Source organism: Enterobacter sp. LM3 (assembly GCF_046622475.1).
In the GTDB taxonomy this organism is placed as follows: domain Bacteria; phylum Pseudomonadota; class Gammaproteobacteria; order Enterobacterales; family Enterobacteriaceae; genus Enterobacter; species Enterobacter cloacae_P.
In genome coordinates this window covers 108,324-131,692 of record NZ_JBJURN010000011.1, presented here as the reverse complement: position 1 = coordinate 131,692, position 23,369 = coordinate 108,324, and the positions used below count along the sequence as shown (strand labels likewise).

23 protein-coding genes are annotated in these 23,369 nt (G+C 53.1%); 12 read left to right on the top strand and 11 right to left on the bottom strand.

The window, feature by feature from the left end; genetic code table 11:
- Positions 1–3 precede the first annotated feature (3 nt).
- From rlmH to lipA, 9 genes are all read left to right on the top strand, one after another.
- The gene (gene rlmH, locus ACJ9N4_RS13725) at positions 4–471 is read left to right on the top strand and encodes a 23S rRNA (pseudouridine(1915)-N(3))-methyltransferase RlmH (protein WP_411500561.1); all 468 of its coding nucleotides are present in this window, start codon (positions 4–6) and stop codon (positions 469–471) included.
- A gap of 29 nt (positions 472–500) precedes the next feature.
- On the top strand, positions 501–2,402 hold the full coding sequence (mrdA, locus tag ACJ9N4_RS13720) for a peptidoglycan DD-transpeptidase MrdA (protein WP_182274104.1): 1,902 nt from the start codon (positions 501–503) through the stop codon (positions 2,400–2,402).
- A 2-nt stretch (positions 2,403–2,404) separates the two neighbouring features.
- Entirely contained in the window at positions 2,405–3,517 is a 1,113-nt protein-coding gene (gene mrdB / locus ACJ9N4_RS13715) for a peptidoglycan glycosyltransferase MrdB (RefSeq protein WP_182274103.1), read from the top strand.
- A 16-nt stretch (positions 3,518–3,533) separates the two neighbouring features.
- A complete protein-coding gene (gene rlpA, locus ACJ9N4_RS13710; RefSeq protein WP_182919588.1) occupies positions 3,534–4,655 on the top strand; it encodes an endolytic peptidoglycan transglycosylase RlpA in 1,122 nt (373 codons plus the stop codon).
- Between the two features lie 139 nt (positions 4,656–4,794).
- Entirely contained in the window at positions 4,795–6,006 is a 1,212-nt protein-coding gene (gene dacA, locus ACJ9N4_RS13705; protein WP_182919587.1) for a D-alanyl-D-alanine carboxypeptidase DacA, read from the top strand.
- Between the two features lie 107 nt (positions 6,007–6,113).
- Positions 6,114–6,377 carry a DUF493 family protein YbeD gene (gene ybeD, locus ACJ9N4_RS13700; RefSeq protein WP_003022706.1) on the top strand — a complete coding sequence of 88 codons (264 nt, stop codon included), beginning with the start codon at positions 6,114–6,116 and terminating at the stop codon, positions 6,375–6,377.
- A 92-nt stretch (positions 6,378–6,469) separates the two neighbouring features.
- A complete protein-coding gene (gene lipB / locus ACJ9N4_RS13695; protein WP_182274100.1) occupies positions 6,470–7,111 on the top strand; it encodes a lipoyl(octanoyl) transferase LipB in 642 nt (213 codons plus the stop codon).
- A 291-nt stretch (positions 7,112–7,402) separates the two neighbouring features.
- Positions 7,403–8,356 carry a YbeF family transcriptional regulator gene (locus ACJ9N4_RS13690; protein WP_182274099.1) on the top strand — a complete coding sequence of 318 codons (954 nt, stop codon included), beginning with the start codon at positions 7,403–7,405 and terminating at the stop codon, positions 8,354–8,356.
- Positions 8,357–8,563: 207 nt separating this feature from the next.
- A complete protein-coding gene (gene lipA, locus ACJ9N4_RS13685) occupies positions 8,564–9,529 on the top strand; it encodes a lipoyl synthase (RefSeq protein ID WP_182274098.1) in 966 nt (321 codons plus the stop codon).
- Between the two features lie 81 nt (positions 9,530–9,610).
- Here lipA and tatE read toward each other — a convergent pair whose 3' ends face one another.
- Positions 9,611–9,814, bottom strand: coding sequence for a twin-arginine translocase subunit TatE (tatE, locus tag ACJ9N4_RS13680; RefSeq protein ID WP_014069320.1), 204 nt, complete (start codon positions 9,812–9,814; stop codon positions 9,611–9,613).
- A gap of 126 nt (positions 9,815–9,940) precedes the next feature.
- Entirely contained in the window at positions 9,941–10,729 is a 789-nt protein-coding gene (locus ACJ9N4_RS13675; RefSeq protein WP_182274097.1) for a deaminated glutathione amidase, read from the bottom strand.
- A gap of 67 nt (positions 10,730–10,796) precedes the next feature.
- Between ACJ9N4_RS13675 and crcB the strand changes: the two genes are divergently transcribed.
- A complete protein-coding gene (gene crcB, locus ACJ9N4_RS13670; RefSeq protein WP_182274096.1) occupies positions 10,797–11,180 on the top strand; it encodes a fluoride efflux transporter CrcB in 384 nt (127 codons plus the stop codon).
- 219 nt (positions 11,181–11,399) lie between these two features.
- Here crcB and cspE read toward each other — a convergent pair whose 3' ends face one another.
- From cspE to ACJ9N4_RS13635, 7 genes are all read right to left on the bottom strand, one after another.
- Positions 11,400–11,609: a transcription antiterminator/RNA stability regulator CspE gene (cspE, locus tag ACJ9N4_RS13665; RefSeq protein WP_002439184.1), complete on the bottom strand. Its 210-nt coding sequence runs from the start codon at positions 11,607–11,609 to the stop codon at positions 11,400–11,402.
- A 190-nt stretch (positions 11,610–11,799) separates the two neighbouring features.
- A complete protein-coding gene (pagP, locus tag ACJ9N4_RS13660; protein ID WP_182274095.1) occupies positions 11,800–12,417 on the bottom strand; it encodes a lipid IV(A) palmitoyltransferase PagP in 618 nt (205 codons plus the stop codon).
- A 119-nt stretch (positions 12,418–12,536) separates the two neighbouring features.
- Positions 12,537–15,653, bottom strand: a complete 3,117-nt coding sequence (locus ACJ9N4_RS13655) for an efflux RND transporter permease subunit (protein ID WP_411500560.1) — start codon at positions 15,651–15,653, stop codon at positions 12,537–12,539.
- Positions 15,650–16,855 (bottom strand): efflux RND transporter periplasmic adaptor subunit, encoded by a 1,206-nt coding sequence (locus ACJ9N4_RS13650; RefSeq protein WP_182919585.1) that lies wholly within the window; start codon positions 16,853–16,855, stop codon positions 15,650–15,652. The genes ACJ9N4_RS13655 and ACJ9N4_RS13650 overlap by 4 nt, the downstream gene beginning before the upstream one ends.
- On the bottom strand, positions 16,852–18,108 hold the full coding sequence (locus tag ACJ9N4_RS13645; protein ID WP_182919584.1) for a TolC family protein: 1,257 nt from the start codon (positions 18,106–18,108) through the stop codon (positions 16,852–16,854). The genes ACJ9N4_RS13650 and ACJ9N4_RS13645 overlap by 4 nt, the downstream gene beginning before the upstream one ends.
- An 11-nt stretch (positions 18,109–18,119) precedes the next feature.
- Entirely contained in the window at positions 18,120–18,434 is a 315-nt protein-coding gene (locus ACJ9N4_RS13640) for a copper-binding protein (protein ID WP_182919583.1), read from the bottom strand.
- Between the two features lie 55 nt (positions 18,435–18,489).
- Positions 18,490–18,891 (bottom strand): hypothetical protein, encoded by a 402-nt coding sequence (locus ACJ9N4_RS13635; RefSeq protein WP_182919582.1) that lies wholly within the window; start codon positions 18,889–18,891, stop codon positions 18,490–18,492.
- A gap of 343 nt (positions 18,892–19,234) precedes the next feature.
- Between ACJ9N4_RS13635 and dcuC the strand changes: the two genes are divergently transcribed.
- Both dcuC and rna read left to right on the top strand, forming a co-directional pair.
- Positions 19,235–20,608, top strand: coding sequence for an anaerobic C4-dicarboxylate transporter DcuC (dcuC, locus tag ACJ9N4_RS13630; RefSeq protein ID WP_196390979.1), 1,374 nt, complete (start codon positions 19,235–19,237; stop codon positions 20,606–20,608).
- A gap of 89 nt (positions 20,609–20,697) precedes the next feature.
- A complete protein-coding gene (gene rna, locus ACJ9N4_RS13625; RefSeq protein WP_411500559.1) occupies positions 20,698–21,507 on the top strand; it encodes a ribonuclease I in 810 nt (269 codons plus the stop codon).
- A gap of 84 nt (positions 21,508–21,591) precedes the next feature.
- Here rna and ACJ9N4_RS13620 read toward each other — a convergent pair whose 3' ends face one another.
- Entirely contained in the window at positions 21,592–22,212 is a 621-nt protein-coding gene (locus tag ACJ9N4_RS13620) for a flavin reductase family protein (protein WP_182274091.1), read from the bottom strand.
- Positions 22,213–22,301: 89 nt separating this feature from the next.
- Positions 22,302–23,132, bottom strand: coding sequence for an alpha/beta fold hydrolase (locus ACJ9N4_RS13615; protein ID WP_182274090.1), 831 nt, complete (start codon positions 23,130–23,132; stop codon positions 22,302–22,304).
- Positions 23,133–23,369 lie beyond the last annotated feature (237 nt).

The window sequence follows — 23,369 nt, the reverse complement described above, 5'->3', positions numbered from 1 at the left end:
TGCGTGAAGTTGCAGCTGGTCGCCGTCGGCACCAAAATGCCAGACTGGGTACAAACCGGTTTTACTGAGTATCTGCGTCGTTTCCCGAAAGATATGCCGTTCGAACTGGTGGAGATCCCCGCCGGAAAGCGCGGCAAGAACGCCGATATCAAACGTATTCTCGATAAAGAGGGTGAGCTGATGCTGGCAGCCGCAGGCAAAAACCGCATCGTCACCCTCGATATTCCAGGCAAACCCTGGGATACACCGCAGCTGGCGCACGAACTGGAGCGCTGGAAGCAGGATGGTCGCGACGTCAGTCTGTTGGTTGGCGGGCCTGAAGGGTTGTCCCCTGCCTGCAAAGCAGCGGCAGAACAAAGTTGGTCTCTCTCCGCGTTGACGCTTCCCCACCCGCTCGTTCGGGTTCTGGTGGCAGAAAGCCTGTATCGCGCGTGGAGTATTACGACTAACCACCCCTATCACCGCGAATAGTGACTTGACCAGGGTAGATTAAGCAGCGGATGAAACTACAGAATTCTTTTCGCGACTATACGGCTGAGTCCGCGCTGTTTGTGCGCCGGGCGCTGGTCGCCTTTACGGGGGTTTTGCTGCTTACCGGCGTGCTGATCGCCAACCTTTATAATCTGCAAATTGTCCGTTTTACGGATTACCAGACGCGCTCAAACGAAAACCGTATCAAGCTGGTGCCTATCGCCCCCAGCCGCGGCATTATCTACGACCGTAACGGCACACCGCTGGCGTTAAACCGCACCATCTATCAAATTGAGATGATGCCGGAGAAAGTCGATAATGTGCAGGATACGCTGGATGCGCTAAAAAACGTTGTCGATCTCAACGATGACGATATTGCCGCCTTTAAGAAGGAACGTGCCCGTTCGCACCGTTTCACCTCTATTCCGGTCAAAACGAACCTGACAGAAGTCCAGGTCGCGCGTTTTGCCGTAAACCAATACCGTTTTCCCGGCGTAGAAGTCAAAGGCTATAAGCGACGCTATTACCCGTATGGCTCTGCGCTGACGCACGTGATTGGCTACGTATCCAAGATTAACGATAAAGACGTCGACCGTCTCGATAAAGACGGCAAGCTGGCGAACTACGCCGCCACGCACGATATCGGTAAACTGGGGATCGAACGCTATTATGAAGATGTCCTGCACGGACAGACCGGCTATGAAGAGGTTGAAGTCAACAACCGCGGCCGCGTTATTCGCCAGTTGAAAGAGGTGCCGCCGCAGGCGGGACATGACGTCTATTTAACGCTCGACCTTAAGCTCCAGCAATATATCGAAACACTACTGGCCGGTAGCCGTGCAGCCGTTGTCGTCACCGATCCTCGTACCGGCGGCATTCTGGCGATGGTTTCCATGCCAAGCTACGACCCAAACCTCTTTGTTGATGGCATCTCCAGTAAAGACTACTCCGGTCTGCTTAATGACCCGAACACCCCGCTGGTGAACCGTGCGACGCAGGGGGTTTACCCTCCGGCATCAACGGTTAAACCGTATGTGGCCGTCTCGGCGTTGAGCGCGGGCGTCATCAACCGTAATACCAGCCTGTTTGACCCGGGTTGGTGGCAGCTACCGGGTTCCGATAAGCGCTACCGCGACTGGAAAAAATGGGGTCACGGTCATCTGAACGTCACCAAGTCGCTGGAAGAATCTGCGGATACCTTCTTCTACCAGGTGGCGTATGACATGGGTATCGACCGCCTCTCGGAGTGGATGAGCAAGTTCGGCTACGGACATTACACCGGTGTTGACCTCGCCGAAGAGCGTTCAGGCAACATGCCAACCCGCGAATGGAAGCTGAAGCGCTTTAAAAAGCCGTGGTACCAGGGTGATACCATTCCGGTGGGGATCGGTCAGGGCTACTGGACAGCCACACCGCTGCAAATGAACAAAGCGATGATGATCCTCATCAATGATGGCGTGGTGAAAGTGCCTCATCTGCTGATGAGCACGGTTGAAGACGGCAAAAAAGTGCCGTGGAACCAGCCCCATGAAGCGCCAGTGGGTGACATTCACTCCGGCTTCTGGGAAATCGCCAAAGACGGGATGTACGGCGTAGCAAATCGTCCGAACGGTACAGCACATAAGTATTTTACCGGAACGCCGTATAAGGTGGCCGCCAAATCAGGTACCGCTCAGGTCTTTGGTCTGAAGGCGAATGAAACCTATAACGCGCACAGAATTGCTGAACGTCTGCGTGACCATAAACTCATGACAGCGTTTGCTCCTTTTGATAACCCGCAGGTTGCGGTAGCAATGATTCTGGAAAACGGTGGTGCTGGACCGGCGGTAGGTACCATCATGCGCCAAATCCTCGACCACATTATGCTGGGCGATAACAACACCGAACTGCCGACTGAAACCCCGGCATCCGCTGCGGCGGAGGACCAATAATCATGACGGATAATCCAAATAAAAAATCGCTGTGGGATAAAATCCACATCGACCCAGCGATGCTTCTGATTCTGCTGGCTTTGCTGACCTACAGCGCGCTGGTTATCTGGAGCGCCAGCGGCCAGGACATCGGCATGATGGAGCGTAAAATTGGTCAGATCGCAATGGGTCTGGTCATTATGGTCGTCATGGCGCAAATACCGCCACGCGTCTACGAAGGCTGGGCACCCTATCTCTACATTTTCTGTATTATCCTGCTGGTCGCCGTAGACGCCTTTGGTGCGATCTCAAAAGGGGCTCAGCGCTGGCTTGATCTGGGGGTTGTGCGCTTCCAGCCGTCTGAAATTGCTAAAATTGCCGTACCCTTGATGGTGGCGCGCTTTATCAACCGCGACGTCTGTCCACCTTCGCTAAAAAACACCGCAATCGCACTGGCGCTAATTTTCCTGCCAACATTGCTGGTAGCAGCACAACCTGACCTCGGCACCTCAATTCTTATCGTCCTGTCCGGCCTGTTTGTACTGTTCCTGTCGGGGCTAAGCTGGCGTCTGATTGGTATCGCAGTGGTGCTGATCGCGGCCTTTATCCCTGTACTCTGGTTCTTCCTGATGCATGATTACCAGCGCCAGCGCGTCATGATGCTGCTCGATCCAGAAACCGATCCGCTGGGCGCGGGCTATCATATTATTCAGTCGAAGATTGCTATTGGCTCCGGTGGCCTGCGCGGTAAAGGCTGGCTGCACGGAACCCAATCGCAGCTGGAATTCTTGCCGGAACGCCACACCGACTTTATCTTTGCGGTACTGGCGGAAGAGCTGGGACTGGTTGGCATCTTAATCCTGCTGGCGCTTTACGTGCTACTGATCATGCGAGGACTGTGGATTGCCGCACGCGCGCAAACCACCTTTGGCCGCGTCATGGCGGGCGGGTTGATGTTGATTTTATTCGTTTATGTCTTCGTAAATATTGGTATGGTGAGTGGTATTCTGCCGGTTGTAGGCGTACCGCTACCGCTGGTGAGTTACGGAGGCTCGGCACTGATCGTGTTGATGGCCGGGTTTGGTATCGTGATGTCGATCCATACTCACAGAAAAATGTTGTCAAAAAGCGTATAAAAATAAGGGGATAGGAATGCGTAAGCAGTGGCTGGGTATCTGCATCGCAGCAAGTTTACTTGCGGCCTGTACAAATGATGGTCAGCAACAGGCGACTGTCGCGCCGCCGCAGCCTGCTGTCTGTAATGGCCCGATTGTTGAAATCAGCGGAGCCGATCCCGTTTACGAACCGCTGAATGCCAGCGCGAATCAGGATTATGAGCGCGACGGCAAGAGCTACAAAATCGTTAAGGATCCTTCCCGTTTCAGCCAGGCTGGCTTTGCCGCCATTTATGATGCTGAACCCGGTAGCAACCTGACCGCATCAGGTGAAGCGTTCGACCCGGTGCAGATCACGGCGGCACACCCAACGCTGCCCATTCCGAGCTATGCCCGCATCACTAACCTGGCAAATGGCCGAATGATCGTGGTACGCATCAACGATCGTGGCCCATACGGTAACGACCGTGTAATTTCGTTGTCTCGCGCTGCGGCAGACCGTCTGAACACGTCGAACAATACCAAAGTCCGTATCGACCCAATTATCGTGGCGCAGGACGGTTCGCTCTCCGGACCGGGTACGGCCTGTACGACTGTGGCGAAACAGACGTACGCCCTTCCCGATCGCCCGGATCTGAACGGCGGAATGGGGAGTGCCTCTTCCCCCGCTGAGCCTGCTCAGGCAGGGGGAGATGTCCACGCCATCAGCAACGATACGCTGCAAAGCGATGACAGCACGGGTGCACCGGTAAAGAGTAGCGGCTTCCTGGGGGCTCCGACGGCCTTAGCCCCGGGCGTACTGGAAGGCAGCGAACCGACGCCAGCTCCTGTTGCCACTCCTGTCACGCAGTCCACTCCTGTCACACAGCCCGCGCCTGTCACGGCTCCAGCCAGCACGCCTGGTACAGCCGTTTCTGCTCCTGCAGCTGCCAGCGGTGGTTTCGTGGTTCAGGTGGGTGCGGTCAGCGATCGGGCACGTGCGCAGCAGTATCAGCAACGCTTAAGCCAGCAGTTTGGTGTACCTGGGCGCGTTGAGCAAAACGGAGCCGTCTGGCGTATTCAGATGGGGCCGTTTGCCAGCAAATCACAGGCCGCCTCCCTGCAGCAGCGTCTGCAAAATGAAGCGCAACTGCAGTCCTTTATTGCTGTTGCGAAGTAAGTAATCGGCGGTATCCGAATTGTCGGTTTGTGTAACTCACGTTCACAAAGTCATACTGAAAGTCGGATGCCTGCCTGTATAGCATTTGCTATAGTAAGGCACTTTTTTTAATTCCATCACGGATGTCGTAGTTCTGACCATGAAGACCACTTTTTCTGCTCGTTTTGTGCAGCGCATGGCGCTGACCACGGCCCTTTGCGCAGCTGCTCTTTCTGCAGCTCACGCCGATGACCTGAATATCAAGACCATGATCCCTGGCGTTCCGCAAATAGACGCGGAATCCTACATCCTGATCGATTACAACTCTGGCAAAGTTCTGGCAGAACAGAATGCCGACGCTCGCCGCGATCCGGCCAGCCTGACCAAAATGATGACCAGCTATGTTATCGGTCAGGCCATGAAGGCAGGTAAATTTAAAGAATCCGACATGGTGACGATCGGTAACGATGCCTGGGCAACCGGAAACCCGGTGTTCAAGGGTTCATCACTGATGTTCCTGAAACCTGGCATGCAGGTTCCTGTTTCTCAGCTGATCCGCGGTATTAACCTGCAGTCCGGTAACGACGCCTGTGTCGCAATGGCTGATTTCTCGGCAGGCAGCCAGGATGCGTTTGTCGGTCTGATGAACAGCTACGTTACTGCACTCGGCCTGAAAAATAGCCACTTCCAGACCGTTCACGGCCTGGATGCCGATGGGCAGTACAGTTCAGCACGCGACATGGCGCTGATTGGCCAGGCGCTGATCCGTGACGTGCCGAACGAATACTCCATTTATAAAGAGAAAGAGTTCACCTTCAACGGGATCCGCCAGACCAACCGTAACGGCCTGCTGTGGGATAACAGCCTGAACGTTGACGGCATCAAAACGGGCCATACCGACAAAGCCGGTTACAACCTGGTGGCCTCTGCCACAGAAGGTCAGATGCGTCTGATCTCTGCCGTGATGGGTGGCCGTACCTTTAAAGGCCGTGAAACAGAAAGCAAAAAACTGCTGACCTGGGGCTTCCGTTTCTTCGAAACCGTGAACCCGCTGAAAGCAGGCAAAGAGTTCGCCTCTGAGCCAGTCTGGTTCGGTAACAACGACCGTGCTTCCCTGGGTGTGGATAAAGACCTCTACCTGACCATTCCTCGTGGTCGTATGAAGGATCTGAAAGCCAGCTACGTGCTGAACACCACCGAACTGCACGCACCGCTGCAGAAAAACCAGGTTGTGGGTACCATCAACTTCCAGCTGGATGGCAAAACTATCGATCAGCGCCCACTCGTTGTTCTGCAGGAAATTCCTGAAGGCAATTTCTTCGGCAAAATCATTGATTACATTAAGCTGATGTTCCATCACTGGTTTGGATAAAAATTGAACACTTGAAAGTGTGATTTTGATCCCCATATACTATGTATCAGTAAAACTCCCGCCCTGTGGCGGGAGTTATTATTTTTTACACATAAGCCGGAGCTGACATGAAAACCAAACTTAACGAACTGCTTGAATTCCCTACTCCATTTACTTACAAAGTAATGGGGCAGGCGTTGCCTGAGCTGGTTGATCAGGTGGTTGAAGTGGTACAGCGCCATGCGCCAGGTGACTACTCTCCAACCGTAAAACCAAGCAGTAAAGGTAACTATCACTCAGTTTCCATTACTATTACGGCTACACACATTGAGCAGGTTGAAACACTGTACGAAGAGTTAGGTAATATCGATATTGTTCGTATGGTGCTGTAACCCTCTGCGGTTACCCGGTTAGCCGGGTAACCCATCGCCCCCCTGTGATATACTCGCTTCACCTTTTGTCCCTCGTCTTCGGAGACGCTGTTTTGTACCAGGATAAAATTCTTGTCCGTCATCTCGGGCTGCAACCCTACGAGCCTGTCTCCCAGGCTATGCATGACTTCACCGACTCACGCGATGACACCACACCTGATGAGATCTGGCTGGTAGAACACCTGCCGGTATTTACCCAGGGACAGGCGGGAAAAGCCGAACACCTGTTGATGACGGGTGATATACCGGTCATTCAGAGCGATCGCGGCGGGCAGGTAACTTACCACGGCCCTGGCCAGCAGGTTATGTATGTCCTGCTTAACCTGAAACGCAGAAAGCTGGGCGTGCGTGAACTGGTGACCCTGCTGGAACAAACTGTCGTCAACACGCTGGCTGAATATGGTATTGATGCCCATCCGCGAGCCGATGCTCCGGGCGTCTATGTCGGGGAAATGAAGATCTGCTCACTCGGTCTGCGTATTCGTAAAGGCTGCTCATTCCACGGTCTGGCACTGAATATTAATATGGATCTTACGCCTTTTCAGCGCATTAACCCTTGCGGCTATGCCGGAATGGAAATGACGCAAATGCGCCAGTGGGTTGCAACTGCTACGCCAGATAATATTCGTCCCGTGCTGTTGAACAATATGTTAGCACTGCTTAACAATCCTCCTCACGAATATATCACTGCTTAATATATCATACCTCATGGCTCGATTATTTGACGGGCCACTGCTTATTTGCCGCTTTTACGCTTTACAATAATCCCCATCTTCTATATTTTCGAATCGCCCGAATATTAGCGTTACATATTATTTAACCTCAAGACAATGCTGCCTGCGGAACCAATGTAACTTGTCTGATAATCGCACAATTGTTTGTTTTTGATAAACAAGTGAAACACAACCAGCACTTTACGAATCTCTACAAGCATAATAAATAAATTCAACTATCATTCATATTGTGAATGTATACGGAGTGAAAGCGTGGTGTATCATAATTTACCAGCCAAGCGCCTGAATGAATCCGGTGGAGAAGACAAGCCGCAAATTTTTCGGACTTTACGTAATATTGATCTCAATTTACTGACCATTTTTGAGGCTGTATATGTCCACAAGGGTATCGTAAACGCTGCGAAAATTCTCAATCTCACGCCCTCTGCAATTAGCCAGTCAATTCAGAAATTGCGCGCTATATTTCCCGATCCGTTATTTATTCGTAAAGGTCAGGGCGTCACGCCAACGGCCTATGCCACGCATCTTCATGAGTACATCAGCCAGGGGCTGGAATCGATTCTGGGCGCACTGGATTTAACCGGAAGCTATGATAAACAGAGAACCATCACCATCGGCTGTACCCCTTCAGTGGGCGTGCAGGTGATGCCGGCGATCTTCCAGGCCATGAAATCCCATGTGCCACAGCTCCTGCTGCACAATGTTCCCCTCAACGAACCAGAAATTCAGCTTGCGCAGTTCCAGACCGACGTGGTGATTGATATTAGTCATTTCAGCGCCAGAGCACTGGGGCAACATGTTCTCTATGCCGACAGTCTGGTGCTTGTTTGTCGCCAGAACCACCCGGCACTTAGCGAACCCCTGACCATTGAAAATCTGCGTAACTATGATCACTCGTCATTCATAACTGAAGGGCAAGCGCTGAATTCACTACGCCAGCGTATTGATGAAATCTTCCCGGAACGCCAGATAAGTTTTAGCAGTTACAATATGTTTACCACCGCGTCCCTGATTGGCAGTAGCGACATGCTCTGCATCATGCCCTCCCGGCTGTATCACTTGCTACGTAAATGCTGGCCACTGGAGGAGATTCCGCTCAGTCAGCTCAATGCAGAATCCATTGAAATTTCACTGCATTATAACAAACTCAGTCTGCGCGATCCGGTACTGGAAAACGTTATCAATATCATCTGCCAGGCTTTCTGACAGGCTGGCGCAGCACAAGCCCCTGCCACATGCAGGGCAAAAGGCACAAAACAACAACTATTTTACAAATTGGCGATCTGGCAGGCTGCTTTATCGACCGTTTCAATGATATACTGCCTGTCGTTCGTTCAAAAATAGTTGATAAATACAACATTCCCTTGAATTGAAACGCTTTCCTTCGATATTCGCAACTGGAACACGCACGCTATGAGTAAACCCATTGTGATGGAACGCGGTGTTAAATACCGCGATGCCGATAAAATGGCCCTTATCCCGGTTAAAAACGTGGCTACAGAGCGCGAGGCGCTGTTAAGAAAACCGGAATGGATGAAAATTAAACTTCCGGCCGACTCTTCGCGTATCCAGGGGATCAAAGCGGCGATGCGTAAAAATGGCCTTCACTCTGTCTGTGAAGAAGCCTCTTGCCCGAACCTTGCTGAATGTTTCAATCACGGCACTGCGACGTTTATGATTCTGGGTGCAATCTGTACCCGCCGTTGCCCGTTCTGCGACGTTGCTCATGGTCGCCCTGTTGCACCTGATGCTAATGAACCACAAAAACTGGCACAGACCATCGCCGACATGGCGCTGCGCTATGTGGTGATCACGTCCGTTGACCGTGACGACCTGCGTGATGGCGGTGCTCAGCATTTTGCTGACTGCATTACGGCTATCCGCGAAAAAAGCCCAAACATCAAGATTGAAACTTTGGTTCCAGACTTCCGTGGCCGTATGGATCGTGCGCTGGATATCCTGACAGCGACGCCACCAGACGTGTTCAACCACAACCTGGAAAACGTACCGCGCCTTTATCGCCAGGTGCGCCCGGGCGCTGACTATAACTGGTCCCTGAAGCTGCTGGAACGTTTTAAAGAAGCGCACCCGGATATCCCGACGAAGTCCGGCCTGATGGTTGGTCTCGGCGAAACCAATGCTGAAATCATTGAAGTTATGCGCGACCTGCGCCGCCACGGTGTGACCATGCTGACGCTGGGCCAGTATCTGCAGCCAAGCCGCCATCACCTGCCGGTACAGCGTTACGTTAGCCCGGATGAGTTTGATGAGATGAAAGCCGAAGCCATGGCAATGGGCTTTACCCATGCAGCCTGTGGCCCGTTTGTTCGCTCTTCTTACCATGCCGACATGCAGGCAAAAGGCGAAGAAGTTAAATAATTCTGTAATATTTACTTACAGTAATGCAAAAAAACCGGCCATCTGAGCCGGTTTTTTTTCGCAAGCCCTCAGGCATTGCTGTTACTCTTTGTGAGAAAGCTTCTCTGCCGGGACGTCATCTTCGGCGCTTTTCTTCGCCGCTGCATCGTCGTCGTTCATCGCTTTCTTAAAGCCTTTAATGGCGGCACCCAGGTCGCCACCCAGCGTGCGTAACTTCTTGGTACCAAACAGCAGGACGACCAGTGCGGCAACCACCAGCAGTTTGGTAATACTAATCTCACCCATAGATACCTTCTTTACATAAAACAGGCTGCATTCAGCGCCAAAAACCTGATTGTATTAACGGTCATTTAGCGCGAGCACACAATAGCAATCTGTAACAAGGTGAATCAAGCGTTGTTGAAAAAAACATCACAATAATTGCGGTGGCGCAAACCGACGGTTGCGAAGAACAGGTAATTGCTGGCGCGCAAGCGCAATCCTTTCTGAAATGATTTCCGTCAGCAGCAACACCGGCGCTTCCGCTGCTGCCGCAATGGTGACACCCAGGGGGTCAACCACTCTGCTTTGGCCGATATTTTTATTGCCGCACTCCCCTGCCGCCACCACATAACAGGTGGTATCCAGCGCACGTGCTGTAAGCAACGTCGCCCAGTGATGCTCTTTTAACGGCCCCTTCACCCACGCAGCGGGCAATACCAGAACATCCGCCCCCTGCAAGGCGAGGTTCAGAGCCAGATCGGGAAAGCGCACATCATAACAAGTCATCAACCCAATCTTAAGTCCATCAATTTCAAGCAACGGTGGAATGACATCGCCTGGGTCAACAAGCCGCGATTCCTGAATGCTGAACGCATCGTAGAGATGTAGCTTCGCATAGCGTGCGATGATGGCACCATCACGCAATACCACGAGCGTATTGATGGCGCGCCCCGGTGTTGAAGGGACGTGTACCGCCAAAACAGTCGTCATGGTATTACCCGCACTCTCCTGGCATAGCATGTTCAAAAACGGCCCCTCCAGCGACTGTGCCGACTTCACCGAGAGATCGGGGTCATTGTCATCCCGCGCCAGCAGCGCCTCGGGGAGCACCAGTAACGATGCGCCCTTCTGCCGTGCTTCAGTCATCAGGGAGAGACATTTTCGTGCATTCACCTCCCACTCTGGCGTCACCGCGAACTGCCCTACCGCAACATACATATTTGTCCCCTAAACATAAACAGCGTTACACTCGACGCTCTTACACATCAAATAGCAGGTATTTACAGTGTTTCAACTACTTTTAGCCGTTTTTATTGGTGGGGGCACAGGTAGCGTTGCACGGTGGTTCTTGAGTATGCGGTTTAATCCCCTGCATCAGGTTATTCCAATGGGAACGCTGGCCGCAAACCTGATTGGGGCATTTATCATTGGCATGGGGCTGGCCTGGTTTAACCGTATGACGCACATCGACCCGGTGTGGAAGGTATTGATTACCACCGGGTTCTGCGGCGGTTTGACCACCTTTTCAACCTTCTCTGCCGAAGTCGTTTTTCTGTTTCAGGAAGGCCGCGTCGGCTGGGCGCTGATGAACATTGCGATCAACATGCTCGGCTCTTTTGCGATGACCGGGATCGCATTCTGGCTATTTTCCTCTGCCAGTGCGCAATGACTGACGAAGCGTTAATGTTGGCTTAATTTTTCTCTGTCACTCTGGGTGTCATACAGAATGAGGGTGACAGAATGAAAGAGAGTTTGATGAGCGCAGGAATGGTGCTGTTGAGCGTGCTGATCATCGCCAGCTTCCTGAAAATGTATCTGATTGGTTGACTCAGAACGAAAAAAACCCGCTCAGTGAGCGGGTTTTGAAATTCTTGCTGACGCGTCTGAATTACAGAGCGATTACGTTAGCAGCAGAAGGGCCTTTGGCACCGTTAGTGATTTCGAACTCAACGCGCTGACCTTCAGCCAGAGTTTTGAAACCATTAGACTGGATTGCAGAGAAGTGTACGAACACGTCTTTGCTGCCATCTTCAGGAGTAATGAAACCGAATCCTTTGGACTCATTAAACCACTTAACGTTACCTTTAATCTTAGACATCAAAATTACCTTTACATTAAAAAACGACACAAATGCTGTGTCGGGTATCAGTACATCAATTGTGGGACGTTTTGTCCAGCGCTTCTTTGATAAAAAGTGACAAAAGTCGCGTTAATTTTTGTCGGACGTTTTTTATCCTTTATGATTCAACAACAGTGCGTTTTTTCACCAGCATGTAAAGTTTTTTCAGTTAAAACTGAAAGCGCATCCACGCAAAGTAAACGTTACCGTTGTTGTATGTCCCCGGAATATACGTCATCTGGAACGTTGCGGGGCCATAGCCAATAGAGGCTAACGGCAGCACTATCGGGAGCGGGATGTACTTCCAGTTGTCGCGCGCGGTAACCCCGGCGGTGTAACCCAGCCCAACGTGGAAGTTATCGTCCGCTAACGGACGCCAGGTTTTCTCCCAGCCATAACCGCCAATCGGTTCCCATTTATTGAAGGAGTCTTTAAACGCCATCAGATAGATACCGTGCCAGTTCCCTTTGTCATCCCAGCGTGACTGACCAAAACCAGCCCCCCAGGGACGCTCGTTGTAGTCGTCTGTTTTTTCTTTGTCATACGCAAAGCGTGCGTGCCACGTTATTGCCGGAATATAGAGATCATAGTGTTCCGGCTCTTTCCAGGTCTGTGAAACGTTATCCTTAAAGGTGGTGAACCAGCCTTTATCCGTCGCGTTGTCTTCTGCCTGCACAACAGAAGAGAACATTAACTGTCCAAAAATAAACAATAAAATCAGAAATAATTTATTACGTACGATCACAATGCAATTACCATTCTTAGTATTCGGCGCAAAGTTTACCATAAAATAGTTGAATCGTGTCTCAACAGACAACTACGTTATTCCTAATTAATAATACCTTTCCCTGGAATATTCCGAAAAGCGTTCCTGCATGTCTGAATAAGCGCATGCAGGATGCATCTTTAGCGTTGATGTAACAATTTATAGAGCGCGGGAATAACCAGCATCGACAACAGAGGTGCCGTCACCATCCCACCCACCATCGGGGCTGCAATGCGTTGCATCACTTCGGAACCACTGCCACCCCCCCACATGATCGGCAGTAATCCCGCCATGATGGTCGCAACCGTCATCACCTTCGGCCGCACGCGTAGCACAGCACCTTCATGAATAGCGCGCATCAGTGTCGCGTTCCCACCGTCCGGTTCACGGCTGCGGTATTTATCCAGTGCATGATTTAAATAGAGAACCATAATTACGCCAAATTCCGCGGCAACGCCTGAGAGGGCGATAAAACCCACCGCCCCTGCAACGGAGAGATTATATTCCAGTAACCACAACAACCATACCCCGCCAATAAGTGCGAAAGGTAAAGTCCCCATTATTACCAGGACATCTGTCACTCGCTTAAAGGTTAGCCATAGCAGTATAAATATGATCATTAACGTCACCGGCAAAACTATTTTCAGCTTTGCCGTCGCCCGCTCAAGATATTCAAACTGCCCTGACCAGGAGAGAGAAACCCCCTGCGGTAAAACCACATTTTCAGCGACACGCTTCTGCATTTCATCCACGGCAGACTTCAGATCGCGCCCGCGTAAATCCACGTAGATCCAGTCAGACAAGCGCGCATTTTCGCTTTTTAGCATTGGCGGGCCTTCGGTGACGATGATATCAGCCAGTTCACCGAGCGCCACCTGGCTACCGTTTGCGGCAACGACCGGTAAGACCCGCAATTTATCGACATTGTCGCGCAGATCGCGGGGATAACGCAGATTAACCGGATAACGTTCGCGTCCGTTGAGCACCTCGCTGATGTTATCGCCACCCACCAGCGTAGAAACCATACTTTGCAGCTCATCGACGGAAACGCCATAGCGTGCCGCTTTTTGCCTGTCGATACGGATATCCACATAACGACCGCCCGCCAGCCGCTCAGCCAGGGCTGACGTGACACCGGGAACCTGCTTTACAACCTGCTCGATTTGCTGCGCAACTCGCTCAATATCAGCAATGTTATTGCCGTTGACCTTAATACCTACCGGGCTTTTAATCCCGGTTGCCAGCATATCCAGACGGTTGCGAATCGGCGGAACCCACACGTTGGCGATCCCCGGTACCGACACGGTTTTATCCAGCTCCTCTACCAGTTTTTGCGGTGTCATTCCCGGCCGCCACTGGTCGCGGGGTTTAAAATGGATGGTTGTTTCCAGCATGGTTAACGGTGCAGGATCGGTTGCGGACTCGGCTCGTCCGGCTTTACCAAACACGCTCGCCACTTCCGGTACACTTTTGATCAGCCTGTCCGTTTGCTGTAGTAGCCGTGATGCCTCCCGGGCAGAGATCCCCGGCAATGTTGATGGCATATACAGCAAATCACCTTCGTCCAGTGGCGGCATAAACTCACTGCCCAGACGACTTAGTGGCCAGAGCGTGGCGAGTAACAATGCAAATGCCAGCACCAGCGTGGTTTTCGGGAACGTCAGCACCTTATCCAGCAGCGGTTCATACAGGCGGATCAGCACACGGTTGATCGGGTTGGCCTTTTCGTCAGGAATTTTCCCGCGAATGAAATACCCCATTAACACCGGCACCAGCGTGATCCCAAGCCCTGCCGCCACAGCCATCGACCAGGTTTTGGTGAACGCCAGCGGCGAGAACATTCTCCCCTCCTGCGCTTCAAGCGAGAAGACCGGAATAAACGACAGGGTGATGATCAGCAGGCTGCAGAAGAGCGCCGGCCCCACCTCCACCGCTGCACGTTCGGCCAGATGCCAGTAATCCCCCGACGACGGTGTTTTGCCAGGATTATCGTGCCGCCACTGCTCCAGCACTTTGTGCATGTTTTCAATCATCACGATCGCCGCATCCACCATTGCCCCAATGGCGATGGCAATACCACCCAGCGACATAATGTTCGCGTTGATACCCTGATAATGCATCACCACAAATGCGCCCAGAATGCCCAGCGGCAGGGAGACAATCGCCACCAGCGCCGAACGAAAATGGAACAGAAACAGCGCGCAGACCACCACCACCACGGCAAACTCTTCAAGCAGCTTATGGGTCAGCGTTTTGACCGACTCTTCAATCAGGGTCGAGCGGTCATACACGGGGACAATTTCAACACCCTGCGGCAGCGTTTTCTGCAATTCATGCAGTTTTGCCTTCACCGCATGGATCGTCTCCAGCGCATTCTGCCCGTAACGCATCACCACCACGCCACCGGCAACCTCCCCCTCACCGTTCAGCTCCGCGACACCCCGGCGGATCTCCGGGCCGAAGCCAATCGCGGCGACATCTTTGAGCAGAACCGGCACCCCATCACGGCTGGTAATCACTACGTTGCGAAAATCATCCAGCGAGCGCAGGTAACCCGTCGTGCGCACCATATATTCCGCTTCGCCCATCTCCAGCAACGCACCGCCGCTCTCCTTATTCGCGGCCTGAACAGCACTGGAAAGCTGGTTATGGGTAATATTCAGCGCACGCATCTTCGCCGGATCGGCCACAATCTGATACTGACGAACCATCCCGCCGATGCTGGCGACCTCAGAGACGTTAGGCACCGTTTTAAGCTCAAATTTCAGCGTCCAGTCCTGAAGGGCACGCAGGTCCGCCAGGCTGTGTTTACCGCTGCGATCGACCAACGCATATTCGTAAATCCAGCCGACGCCCGTTGCATCTGGCCCCAGCGATACTTTCACCCCGGCAGGAAATTGTGCCTGCACCTGGCTTAAATACTCCAGTACCCTGGAACGCGCCCAGTAGAGATCAGTACCATCCTCAAACAGTACGTAGACGTAGGCATCGCCAAACATGGAAAAGCCGCGCACCGTTTTCGCTCCCGGCACGGACAACATCGAGGTTGTCAGCGGCCAGGTCACCTGATCTTCAATCACCTGTGGCGCTTTACCCGGATAACTCGCCTTGACGATCACCTGCACATCCGACAAATCAGGAAGCGCATCCAGCGGTGCGCGCTGCACCGACCACCAGCCCCAGCCTGCCATCATCAGGGCAGCCAGGATCACCAGCAGCCGGTTGCGCAATGAAGCCCGAATCACTGCCGCGATCATGGCGTCACCTCCGGCATCACGCTACGAAGGCTGGCTTCTGAGTCGATCAGGAACTGACCGGAGGTCACCACGTCATCCCCCTCTTTCAGCCCGGAGCGGATCTCCGTCCACCCTTGTGCCGTCAGCCCGGTCTCCACATTCACCGGATGGAAATAGCCCTCTCCTGTTGCAATCAACAGACGCGCGGCATTACCACTCCTGATCACCGCCTCTTCCGGTACGGCCAGCACCGGCGGACGTTTTGACTCTTCGGCACGGGATACGGTGAGATACATCCCCGGTTTCAGCTTCTGGCCGTTATTTTCCAGCACAATGCGCGCTTTTAGCGTTCGCGTCGTCGTTTCCATCTGCGGCAGTAGCTCGCTGACCGTGCCGTGGAACCGCTCTCCAGGCCAGCTTTCCGTCGTGGCGACCATTTTGCTCCCCACCGTCAGGGACTGCGCCTGCGTCTGCGGATAATCAACCACCAGCCAGACGGGATCGAGGCTCGCTATCTCAAAGAGCGGTGCCGTGGCCGTAATTTGTGCGCCTTCCCGCACGTCAAGCTTCACCACATATCCGGCCCTGGCGGCGCGCAGCGTCAATGTTGTCTGGGGTTTACCGCTGCGCTCAAGCGCCCGAATCACCTCTTCCGGCATAAACTGTAGCGCCAGCCGCTCACGTGCTGCGCGAGTCAGCCCGGCATCACCCAACTGGCGTACGGCCAGATACTCCTGCTGGGCCGTCGTCCACTGGGGGATCCACAGCTGTGCCAGAGGTTCCCCGGCTTTCACCTGCTGCTGAGGGGCGTTAACAAACAGCCGCGATACCACACCGTTGGCCGGGGCCGAAACCACCGACACGCTACGCTCATCCGTTGATACCGTGGCAAAGGCGGAGAACGGTGAAACCAGCTGGCGCATCTGTGCTTTGGCTGTTTTCATCCCCAGGTTTTGCTGCTGCTGTGTACTGATCCCGACGCCGGTCGCCGCTTTCTCTTCATCGGCGTAGCGTGCCACCAGATCCATATCCATAAAGGGAGATTTACCCGGCTTATCGAAACGCTGGCCGGGCATCATTGGGTCGTACCAGTAAAGCACTTTACGTTCGGTGGGTTGCGCAGTCGTCGCCGGTTGCCGGGACTGTTTTTTCCCCACGAAATAACCACCGCTGGCGGCCACAACGACGGCAATCGCGACGGCAGTTAAGGTTGTTTTTTTCATTGTGCCAGCTCCTGCGGTATCAGCCAGTTCACGGCAGCCCAGGTACGCGCCATCTCGCGCTCGGCCTGATTCACCGCCAGTTCCGTGTCCAGCACGCCACGACGTGCCTCCAGAAGTGTCGGAAGATCCGACTGTCCGGAACGATACTGCGCCGTCAGCACGTCCAGCCGCTGACGCTGCAAAGGCAACACCTCATCCCGCTGGCGCTGCCACAAGGTCTGCGCCGCCTGATATTGCGCAACCAGGGTTTGAACCTGCGCAATATGCTCACGTTTGATAAGCGTTAACTGATCGACGGCCTGCATCGAACGGGAGACATCGGCGGCATAATCTTTGTCCTGTCGTTTAGACTGGAAAATGGGCAGATCCACGCTGAACATCACCCCTGCCATATCGTCATATCCCTCGGCACGATGGGCATAAAACACCTCCACATCCACATCAGGGATCGCGGCTACTTCCGATTGCGCTGAACGGGCTTTGGCCGTTTCTGCTTCGCGACGAGCCGCCTCCACTTCAGGGTGGCGGGTAATCCCCTCTTCCAGCGTTTTTTCATCGGCGGGCAGGCGTTGATAACGCGGCAACGGCCCGCGTACATCAGGAATAGCTTGCCCCGTCAGCTGTAGCAGGCGGCTTTGCGCCAGTTGCACATCCCGCTGAGCCAGCGTCTCTTTATCGCGCATTGCACTCAGGGTCATCTGCAGCGCCAGCACGCTGTCCGGGGTTGAGCTTCCCGCCCCGACGCTCGCCTTCTGCACGCCGCGCTGATGCTCTGTTTCGCTGACCAGCGTTCTGGCCGCGTTTAACGCCTGCTGTGCAAGCGCCAAATCCAGCCATGCCTGCGCGGTATCACGCTGAAGAACGGCGCGAATGGCCTCTGACTTTGCCAATACTCCGCGCGCCTGCGCCTGGAAGGTCTGCGCCTTACGCTCACGTTTTTCTGAACTGATGTAACTCTGCATGATGCCTATCTTCTGCATGGTCATGCCTTCACGCGTCAGTCGTCTGTCGTTATTGCCCTGCACCGGCACGTTTTCAATGCCGAACTTTAGCTTCGGGTCAGGTAATTGGGTGGCGGAATCCGCCATAGCGTCCAGCGCCTGCGCTTCGTTGCGGCTGGCTGATAACTCGGCTGAATAGCGCTGTGCTTCGGTCAGGGTTTGTTCGAGCGTCCACGACTCCGCCTGTACGACGGAGCTGAAAAGACCGAACAGCACCCCACCGAGCCACAGGCCCAGTGTGTGTTGTTTCATGGTGTCCTCGCTTAGCGCTGCGGCGTCAGCGAGACAATCTGGAAGCCGTCACCCGCACGTTCAAGCGTGAAGGTCACCTCATCGCCGGGTTTAGCGCCATTCAGCACTGCACCGGCAGATAAGGTAAATGGCATGGTCATGGCCGGCCATTTCAGTTCGGGAATGGCATCATGCCGGAGCATGACGGATTGAGCAGAAAACGACTGAACCACCCCGTGACCTTGCCAGCGTTGTGCAGACGGAGAAGAAACCTCATTGGCCTGAACGGCAAAAGAAGCGAAAGAGACGGACGCGCCAAGCAGCGCGGAAAGGAATAAAGCACGCATGATAAAACTCCTGTTAAACGTTAATTAAATAAAAACAACGGATTAACAGGTCTTTTTATTCTCTGAACCGGCAATAGCGGATCGTTGCCGGAGGCCCCACGGCTGGAGGGGTAACAGACCACACAGAATCGCTCGCAGAAGCGCATTCTGGTGTATTCAGGGTGAGCGTCATGGCGGCAGGAAGCGCCACCAGATGCAACTGAGCGGGATCTTTTTGTACCTGATCGGGTACGCAGTGTTTCTCACACAGCGGAGAAGCATCAACAGCGTTATGCAGGCCAGGTTTTGCCATCATATCCATATGCTGGATAGCAGCCATCTCGCCACGCAAATCAATGGTGCAGTGATGAGATGCAACAGCAACCTGACTCTGGAGCAACAGCCAGCCAAACGCCATCAAAAACATCAGAAGATGTTTTTTGAGGAAACGCAGGCGATAAGTCCAGTTGGCGTGCATATCGGTATCGTCAGGTTGAAAAAAGTAGCCTGAGTATATGCAGGCAAAAGAATGAAAGAAAAGTGCTTTTAAAGAGTTTTACGTTCTTTATCAACTGGCTGAGAAATCGCACCAAATATATTAACAATTCACCATCAATTTAATGACATATAATTGTGTTTCAGTCGGTCAATATCGACATGACATAAATGCCACCGCAATGGCAAAAATATCGTCAATATCTCTTTTAGTAGTATCTTTATTGATTTTAATCAGCAAGGACTGGCCATTAATTCGGCACATTTCATCCTGCTTTTCTTATTGATTATTTGTGCTCTCGGGCAGCAAGGATACAGGGGACACCATGCTTACGTTTATCGAGCTCCTTATCGGAGTCATCGTCATTGTCGGTGTAGCACGCTACATCATTAAAGGGTATTCAGCCACTGGGGTATTATTTGTCGGTGGCCTGACGCTGCTGATCGTGAGCGCTCTGATGGGTCATAAAGTCTTACCCGCCAGCGAAACCAGCACCGGTTATACCGCCACTGATATTGTTGAATATATTAAAATTCTGCTCATGAGCCGTGGTGGCGACCTGGGCATGATGATCATGATGCTGTGCGGTTTTGCCGCTTATATGACTCATATCGGTGCCAACGATATGGTTGTTAAGCTGGCCTCAAAACCTCTTCAGTACATTAACTCCCCCTATCTGCTGATGGTTGCAGCCTATTTCCTCGCCTGCCTGATGTCGCTGGCCGTTTCGTCTGCAACCGGACTTGGCGTACTGTTAATGGCCACCCTGTTCCCGGTAATGGTCAACGTCGGCATCAGCCGTGGCGCAGCGGCGGCAATCTGTGCCTCTCCGGCAGCCATTATTCTTTCTCCAACGTCAGGCGACGTGGTACTGGCCGCAAAAGCAGCGGAAATGTCGCTGATCGATTTCGCCTTTAAAACCACCCTGCCTATCTCCATTGTCGCAATTATCGGTATGGCAATTGCGCACTTCTTCTGGCAGCGCTATCTCGATAAAAAAGAGAACATCAGCCATGAGATGATGGATGTGAGTGAAATCACCACCACTGCTCCGGCATTCTATTCCATTCTGCCATTTACCCCGATTATCGGCGTGCTGGTGTTTGACGGTAAATGGGGTCCGCAGCTGCATATCATCACCATTCTGGTCATCTGCATGCTGCTGGCTGCCGTGCTGGAGTTTGTGCGTGGCTTCGACACGAAGAAGGTATTTTCTGGCCTGGAAGTCGCTTACCGCGGCATGGCGGACGCCTTCGCGGGCGTCGTGATGCTGTTAGTTGCGGCGGGCGTCTTCGCCCAGGGGCTGAGCACCATCGGCTTTATCCAGAGCCTGATTTCCATCGCCACGTCGTTCGGTTCTGCCAGTATTATTCTGATGCTGGTGCTGGTGGTGCTGACCATGCTGGCAGCAATGACCACCGGTTCCGGTAACGCACCGTTCTACGCGTTCGTTGAGATGATCCCGAAACTGGCCCACTCCTCCGGAATTAACCCGGCTTACCTCTCCATTCCGATGCTGCAGGCATCAAACCTGGGTCGTACCATTTCTCCGGTATCGGGCGTGGTCGTTGCCGTCGCCGGGATGGCAAAAATATCGCCGTTTGAAGTTGTAAAACGCACCTCGGTCCCCGTACTCGTTGGCCTGATCATTGTGATCATCGCAACGGAAGTCCTGGTACCAGGAACAGCCGTAAGTTAAATCCGTTGTAACCAAAAAGCGCCTGCGGGCGCTTTTTGTGCTTTAATAATTTCCAGAAATCAATCGTATTCAATCGTTCAGGAAATTAAATGCTCAGGAAGGATATCGTTATTCCGTCTGGCGCGATGGCGCTCGCACTCTGTGTATTCTCCGCACAGGCAGACGCTCTCAAGGCAACGCAATACGGCGATTTCGATCGCTATGTGCTGGCGCTTTCCTGGCAAACCGGGTTCTGTCAGAGCATGGTTGATCGTCACCGCAACGCCCCTGACGAGTGTCGTCTGCAGAAAGAGAGCGATAACAAAACCGATTTTCTGACCGTTCACGGGCTATGGCCGGGTTTACCTAAATCTATTGCCGCACTTGGTGTGGATGAACGCCGCTGGATGCGTTTTGGCTGTGCCACGCGACCAGCTCCGAATATGCCGGAAGTCAAAGCCGGCCGCAAATGTTCAGCCGCCGAAACCGGACTGTCGCTTTCGGGTGCCGCAAAACTGAACAGCGTCATGCCCGGCGCAGGTGGTAACTCCTGCCTGGAACGTTACGAATATGCCAAGCATGGGGTCTGCTTTGGTTTTGATCCCGACGCTTATTTCGGCACGATGGTACGCATGAATCAGGACGTTAAAAGCAGCGCCGTGGGGAAATTCCTTGCGGATAACTACGGCAAAACCGTGAGCCGTAGCGACTTTGACGACGCGGTGGCCAAAAGCTGGGGCAAGGAGAATGTGAAAGCCATTAAGCTTAGCTGCGACGGTAACCCTGCGTATCTGACTGAAATGCAGATCTCGCTAAAAGCCGACACCATTAACGCACCGCTCTCTGCGGCCTCTTTTGCCCCACAGCCACATCCGGGTAACTGCGGCAAACAGTTTGTTATTGATAAAGCCGGTTACTGATCACCCGCCGGGCATTGCGGCTGGTGAGTGAGTACGCCAGACTCGCCCCCTGAGCAAATCAGTAAAAACTGCCGCCCGGCCATCTTACCCCCTGCGTGCATCCGGACGAACCAGATCAAACCGATGGGTGTCGCTGATGGAGTAATAGGCCGTCGGCCCACCCGCACGCAGAATGGGCTGCGCTTTCGCTGTCTGGTAAATCCCCTCTTCCAGCAACGTTTCGGCAATATGAATGCCAACCACTTCCCCCAATACCAGCCAGGTGTCGACCGGCGTACCATCGGCCCCCGTCAGCTGGATGCACTGCGACAGGCGGCACTCAAAGTTCACCGGGCTTTCCGCCACGCGTGGTGCATTCACCAGCTGGCTGGCAACCGGCGTCAGCCCGGCAAAGGTGAATTCATCTTCACCGTGAGGCAGCGTGGCAGAGGTTTCATTCATCGCTTCGGCCAAATCGCGCGTTGCCAGATTCCAGACAAATTCGCCTGTTTCAGTAATATTACGCACGCTGTCTTTCCAGCCATTGCTGGAAAAACCGATGATCGGTGGGCGGTAGTTGAAACAGTTAAAGAAGCTATACGGGGCAAGGTTCAGCTGACCGTCTTGATCACAGGAAGAGATCCAGCCAATCGGACGCGGGCCAATAATGGCGTTCAGCGGGTCATGCGGCAGGCCGTGCCCCTGAGAAGGTTGGTAGAAGTACATGTTGCTCTCTCATTGGTAGGGCAGACACGAATTACGCTTCGCTCATGGCCCTGATTCAGGACGATCAGCGTAACGCAATCCGTCAGGGATCAGGAACGAATAAATTTCAGCAAATCGTCATTAATCTGATGCTTATGGGTGGTGCAGATACCGTGAGAGCCACCCGCATAGACTTTCAGCTGGGCATCAGGCAGGATCTCCGCAGCCACACGGCCACAGGTATCAATCGGGACAATTTGATCGTCATCACCGTGGATCACAAGCGTAGGGATAGTCATCTTTTTCAGATCTGCGCGCAGGTCAGTTTCCGAAAAAGCGTTGATGCAGTCATACAATGCCTTGATCGATCCCTGTAGCCCCTGCCCGACAAAGCTCTCCCGCACGGCTCTGGACTCTTTCGTCCCCGGGCGGTTATAGCCATAAAACGCGGCGGTCAGCTCATAGAAAAAGGCCGCACGATCGTTAATCACCCCCTCCCGAATACCATCAAACACCTCTTTCGGTACCCCGTTCGGGTTGAAATCGGTTTTGATCATAATCGGCGTCACTGCACCAATCAGCACCGCTTTGGCCACGCGCTGCGTGCCGTGGCGACCAATATAGCGCGCCACTTCACCACCGCCCGTCGAATGGCCGACATGTACGGCATCTTTCAGATTCAGATGCGCCGTTAGTTCAGCCAGGTCGTCAGCGTACTGATCCATATTATGCCCGTCCCACGGCTGTGCAGAACGGCCATGCCCACGCCGGTCATGCGCAATCACACGAAATCCTTTTGACCCCAGAAACAACATTTGATCTTCAAAGGCATCAGCCGTCAGCGGCCAGCCGTGACTGAACACGATGGGTTGCCCGCTTCCCCAGTCCTTAAAATGCAAATAACTGCCGTCTTTCAAGGTAAGTTTGTCGTAATCGCTCATGAGATCTCCTGATTAAGGGACACTGAATGCGGATAGTCGCCTACAAAGGGCGCTTAAAAAGGATAATGCAAATTTGCGAGGGATCACGTTTTTCGCCAAAAATTCATATGACCCATGAATGTGACCTTCATCACTTCAAACTTACGTGCTCAGCCAGTATCATCGGGAGAGTTAAACCCTCGCTGCCAGACGGCGAGGGTTTTCTTTTGGATTGGTTTCTGCGTTACACGCAGCATT

Coding starts and splice junctions, on each gene's coding strand:
- pagP (WP_182274095.1), bottom strand. CDS start 12,417: ATGGTAAACTTTGCGCCGAATACTAAGAATGGTAATTGCATTGTGATC.
- mrdA (WP_182274104.1), top strand. CDS start 501: ATGAAACTACAGAATTCTTTTCGCGACTATACGGCTGAGTCCGCGCTG.
- ACJ9N4_RS13645 (WP_182919584.1), bottom strand. CDS start 18,108: ATGAAACAACACACACTGGGCCTGTGGCTCGGTGGGGTGCTGTTCGGT.
- ACJ9N4_RS13640 (WP_182919583.1), bottom strand. CDS start 18,434: ATGCGTGCTTTATTCCTTTCCGCGCTGCTTGGCGCGTCCGTCTCTTTC.
- ACJ9N4_RS13635 (WP_182919582.1), bottom strand. CDS start 18,891: ATGCACGCCAACTGGACTTATCGCCTGCGTTTCCTCAAAAAACATCTT.
- ACJ9N4_RS13650 (WP_182919585.1), bottom strand. CDS start 16,855: ATGAAAAAAACAACCTTAACTGCCGTCGCGATTGCCGTCGTTGTGGCC.
- ACJ9N4_RS13615 (WP_182274090.1), bottom strand. CDS start 23,132: ATGAGCGATTACGACAAACTTACCTTGAAAGACGGCAGTTATTTGCAT.
- lipA (WP_182274098.1), top strand. CDS start 8,564: ATGAGTAAACCCATTGTGATGGAACGCGGTGTTAAATACCGCGATGCC.
- ybeD (WP_003022706.1), top strand. CDS start 6,114: ATGAAAACCAAACTTAACGAACTGCTTGAATTCCCTACTCCATTTACT.
- dcuC (WP_196390979.1), top strand. CDS start 19,235: ATGCTTACGTTTATCGAGCTCCTTATCGGAGTCATCGTCATTGTCGGT.
- ACJ9N4_RS13675 (WP_182274097.1), bottom strand. CDS start 10,729: ATGTATGTTGCGGTAGGGCAGTTCGCGGTGACGCCAGAGTGGGAGGTG.
- ACJ9N4_RS13655 (WP_411500560.1), bottom strand. CDS start 15,653: ATGATCGCGGCAGTGATTCGGGCTTCATTGCGCAACCGGCTGCTGGTG.
- rlpA (WP_182919588.1), top strand. CDS start 3,534: ATGCGTAAGCAGTGGCTGGGTATCTGCATCGCAGCAAGTTTACTTGCG.
- rna (WP_411500559.1), top strand. CDS start 20,698: ATGCTCAGGAAGGATATCGTTATTCCGTCTGGCGCGATGGCGCTCGCA.
- cspE (WP_002439184.1), bottom strand. CDS start 11,609: ATGTCTAAGATTAAAGGTAACGTTAAGTGGTTTAATGAGTCCAAAGGA.
- ACJ9N4_RS13620 (WP_182274091.1), bottom strand. CDS start 22,212: ATGTACTTCTACCAACCTTCTCAGGGGCACGGCCTGCCGCATGACCCG.
- mrdB (WP_182274103.1), top strand. CDS start 2,405: ATGACGGATAATCCAAATAAAAAATCGCTGTGGGATAAAATCCACATC.
- dacA (WP_182919587.1), top strand. CDS start 4,795: ATGAAGACCACTTTTTCTGCTCGTTTTGTGCAGCGCATGGCGCTGACC.
- tatE (WP_014069320.1), bottom strand. CDS start 9,814: ATGGGTGAGATTAGTATTACCAAACTGCTGGTGGTTGCCGCACTGGTC.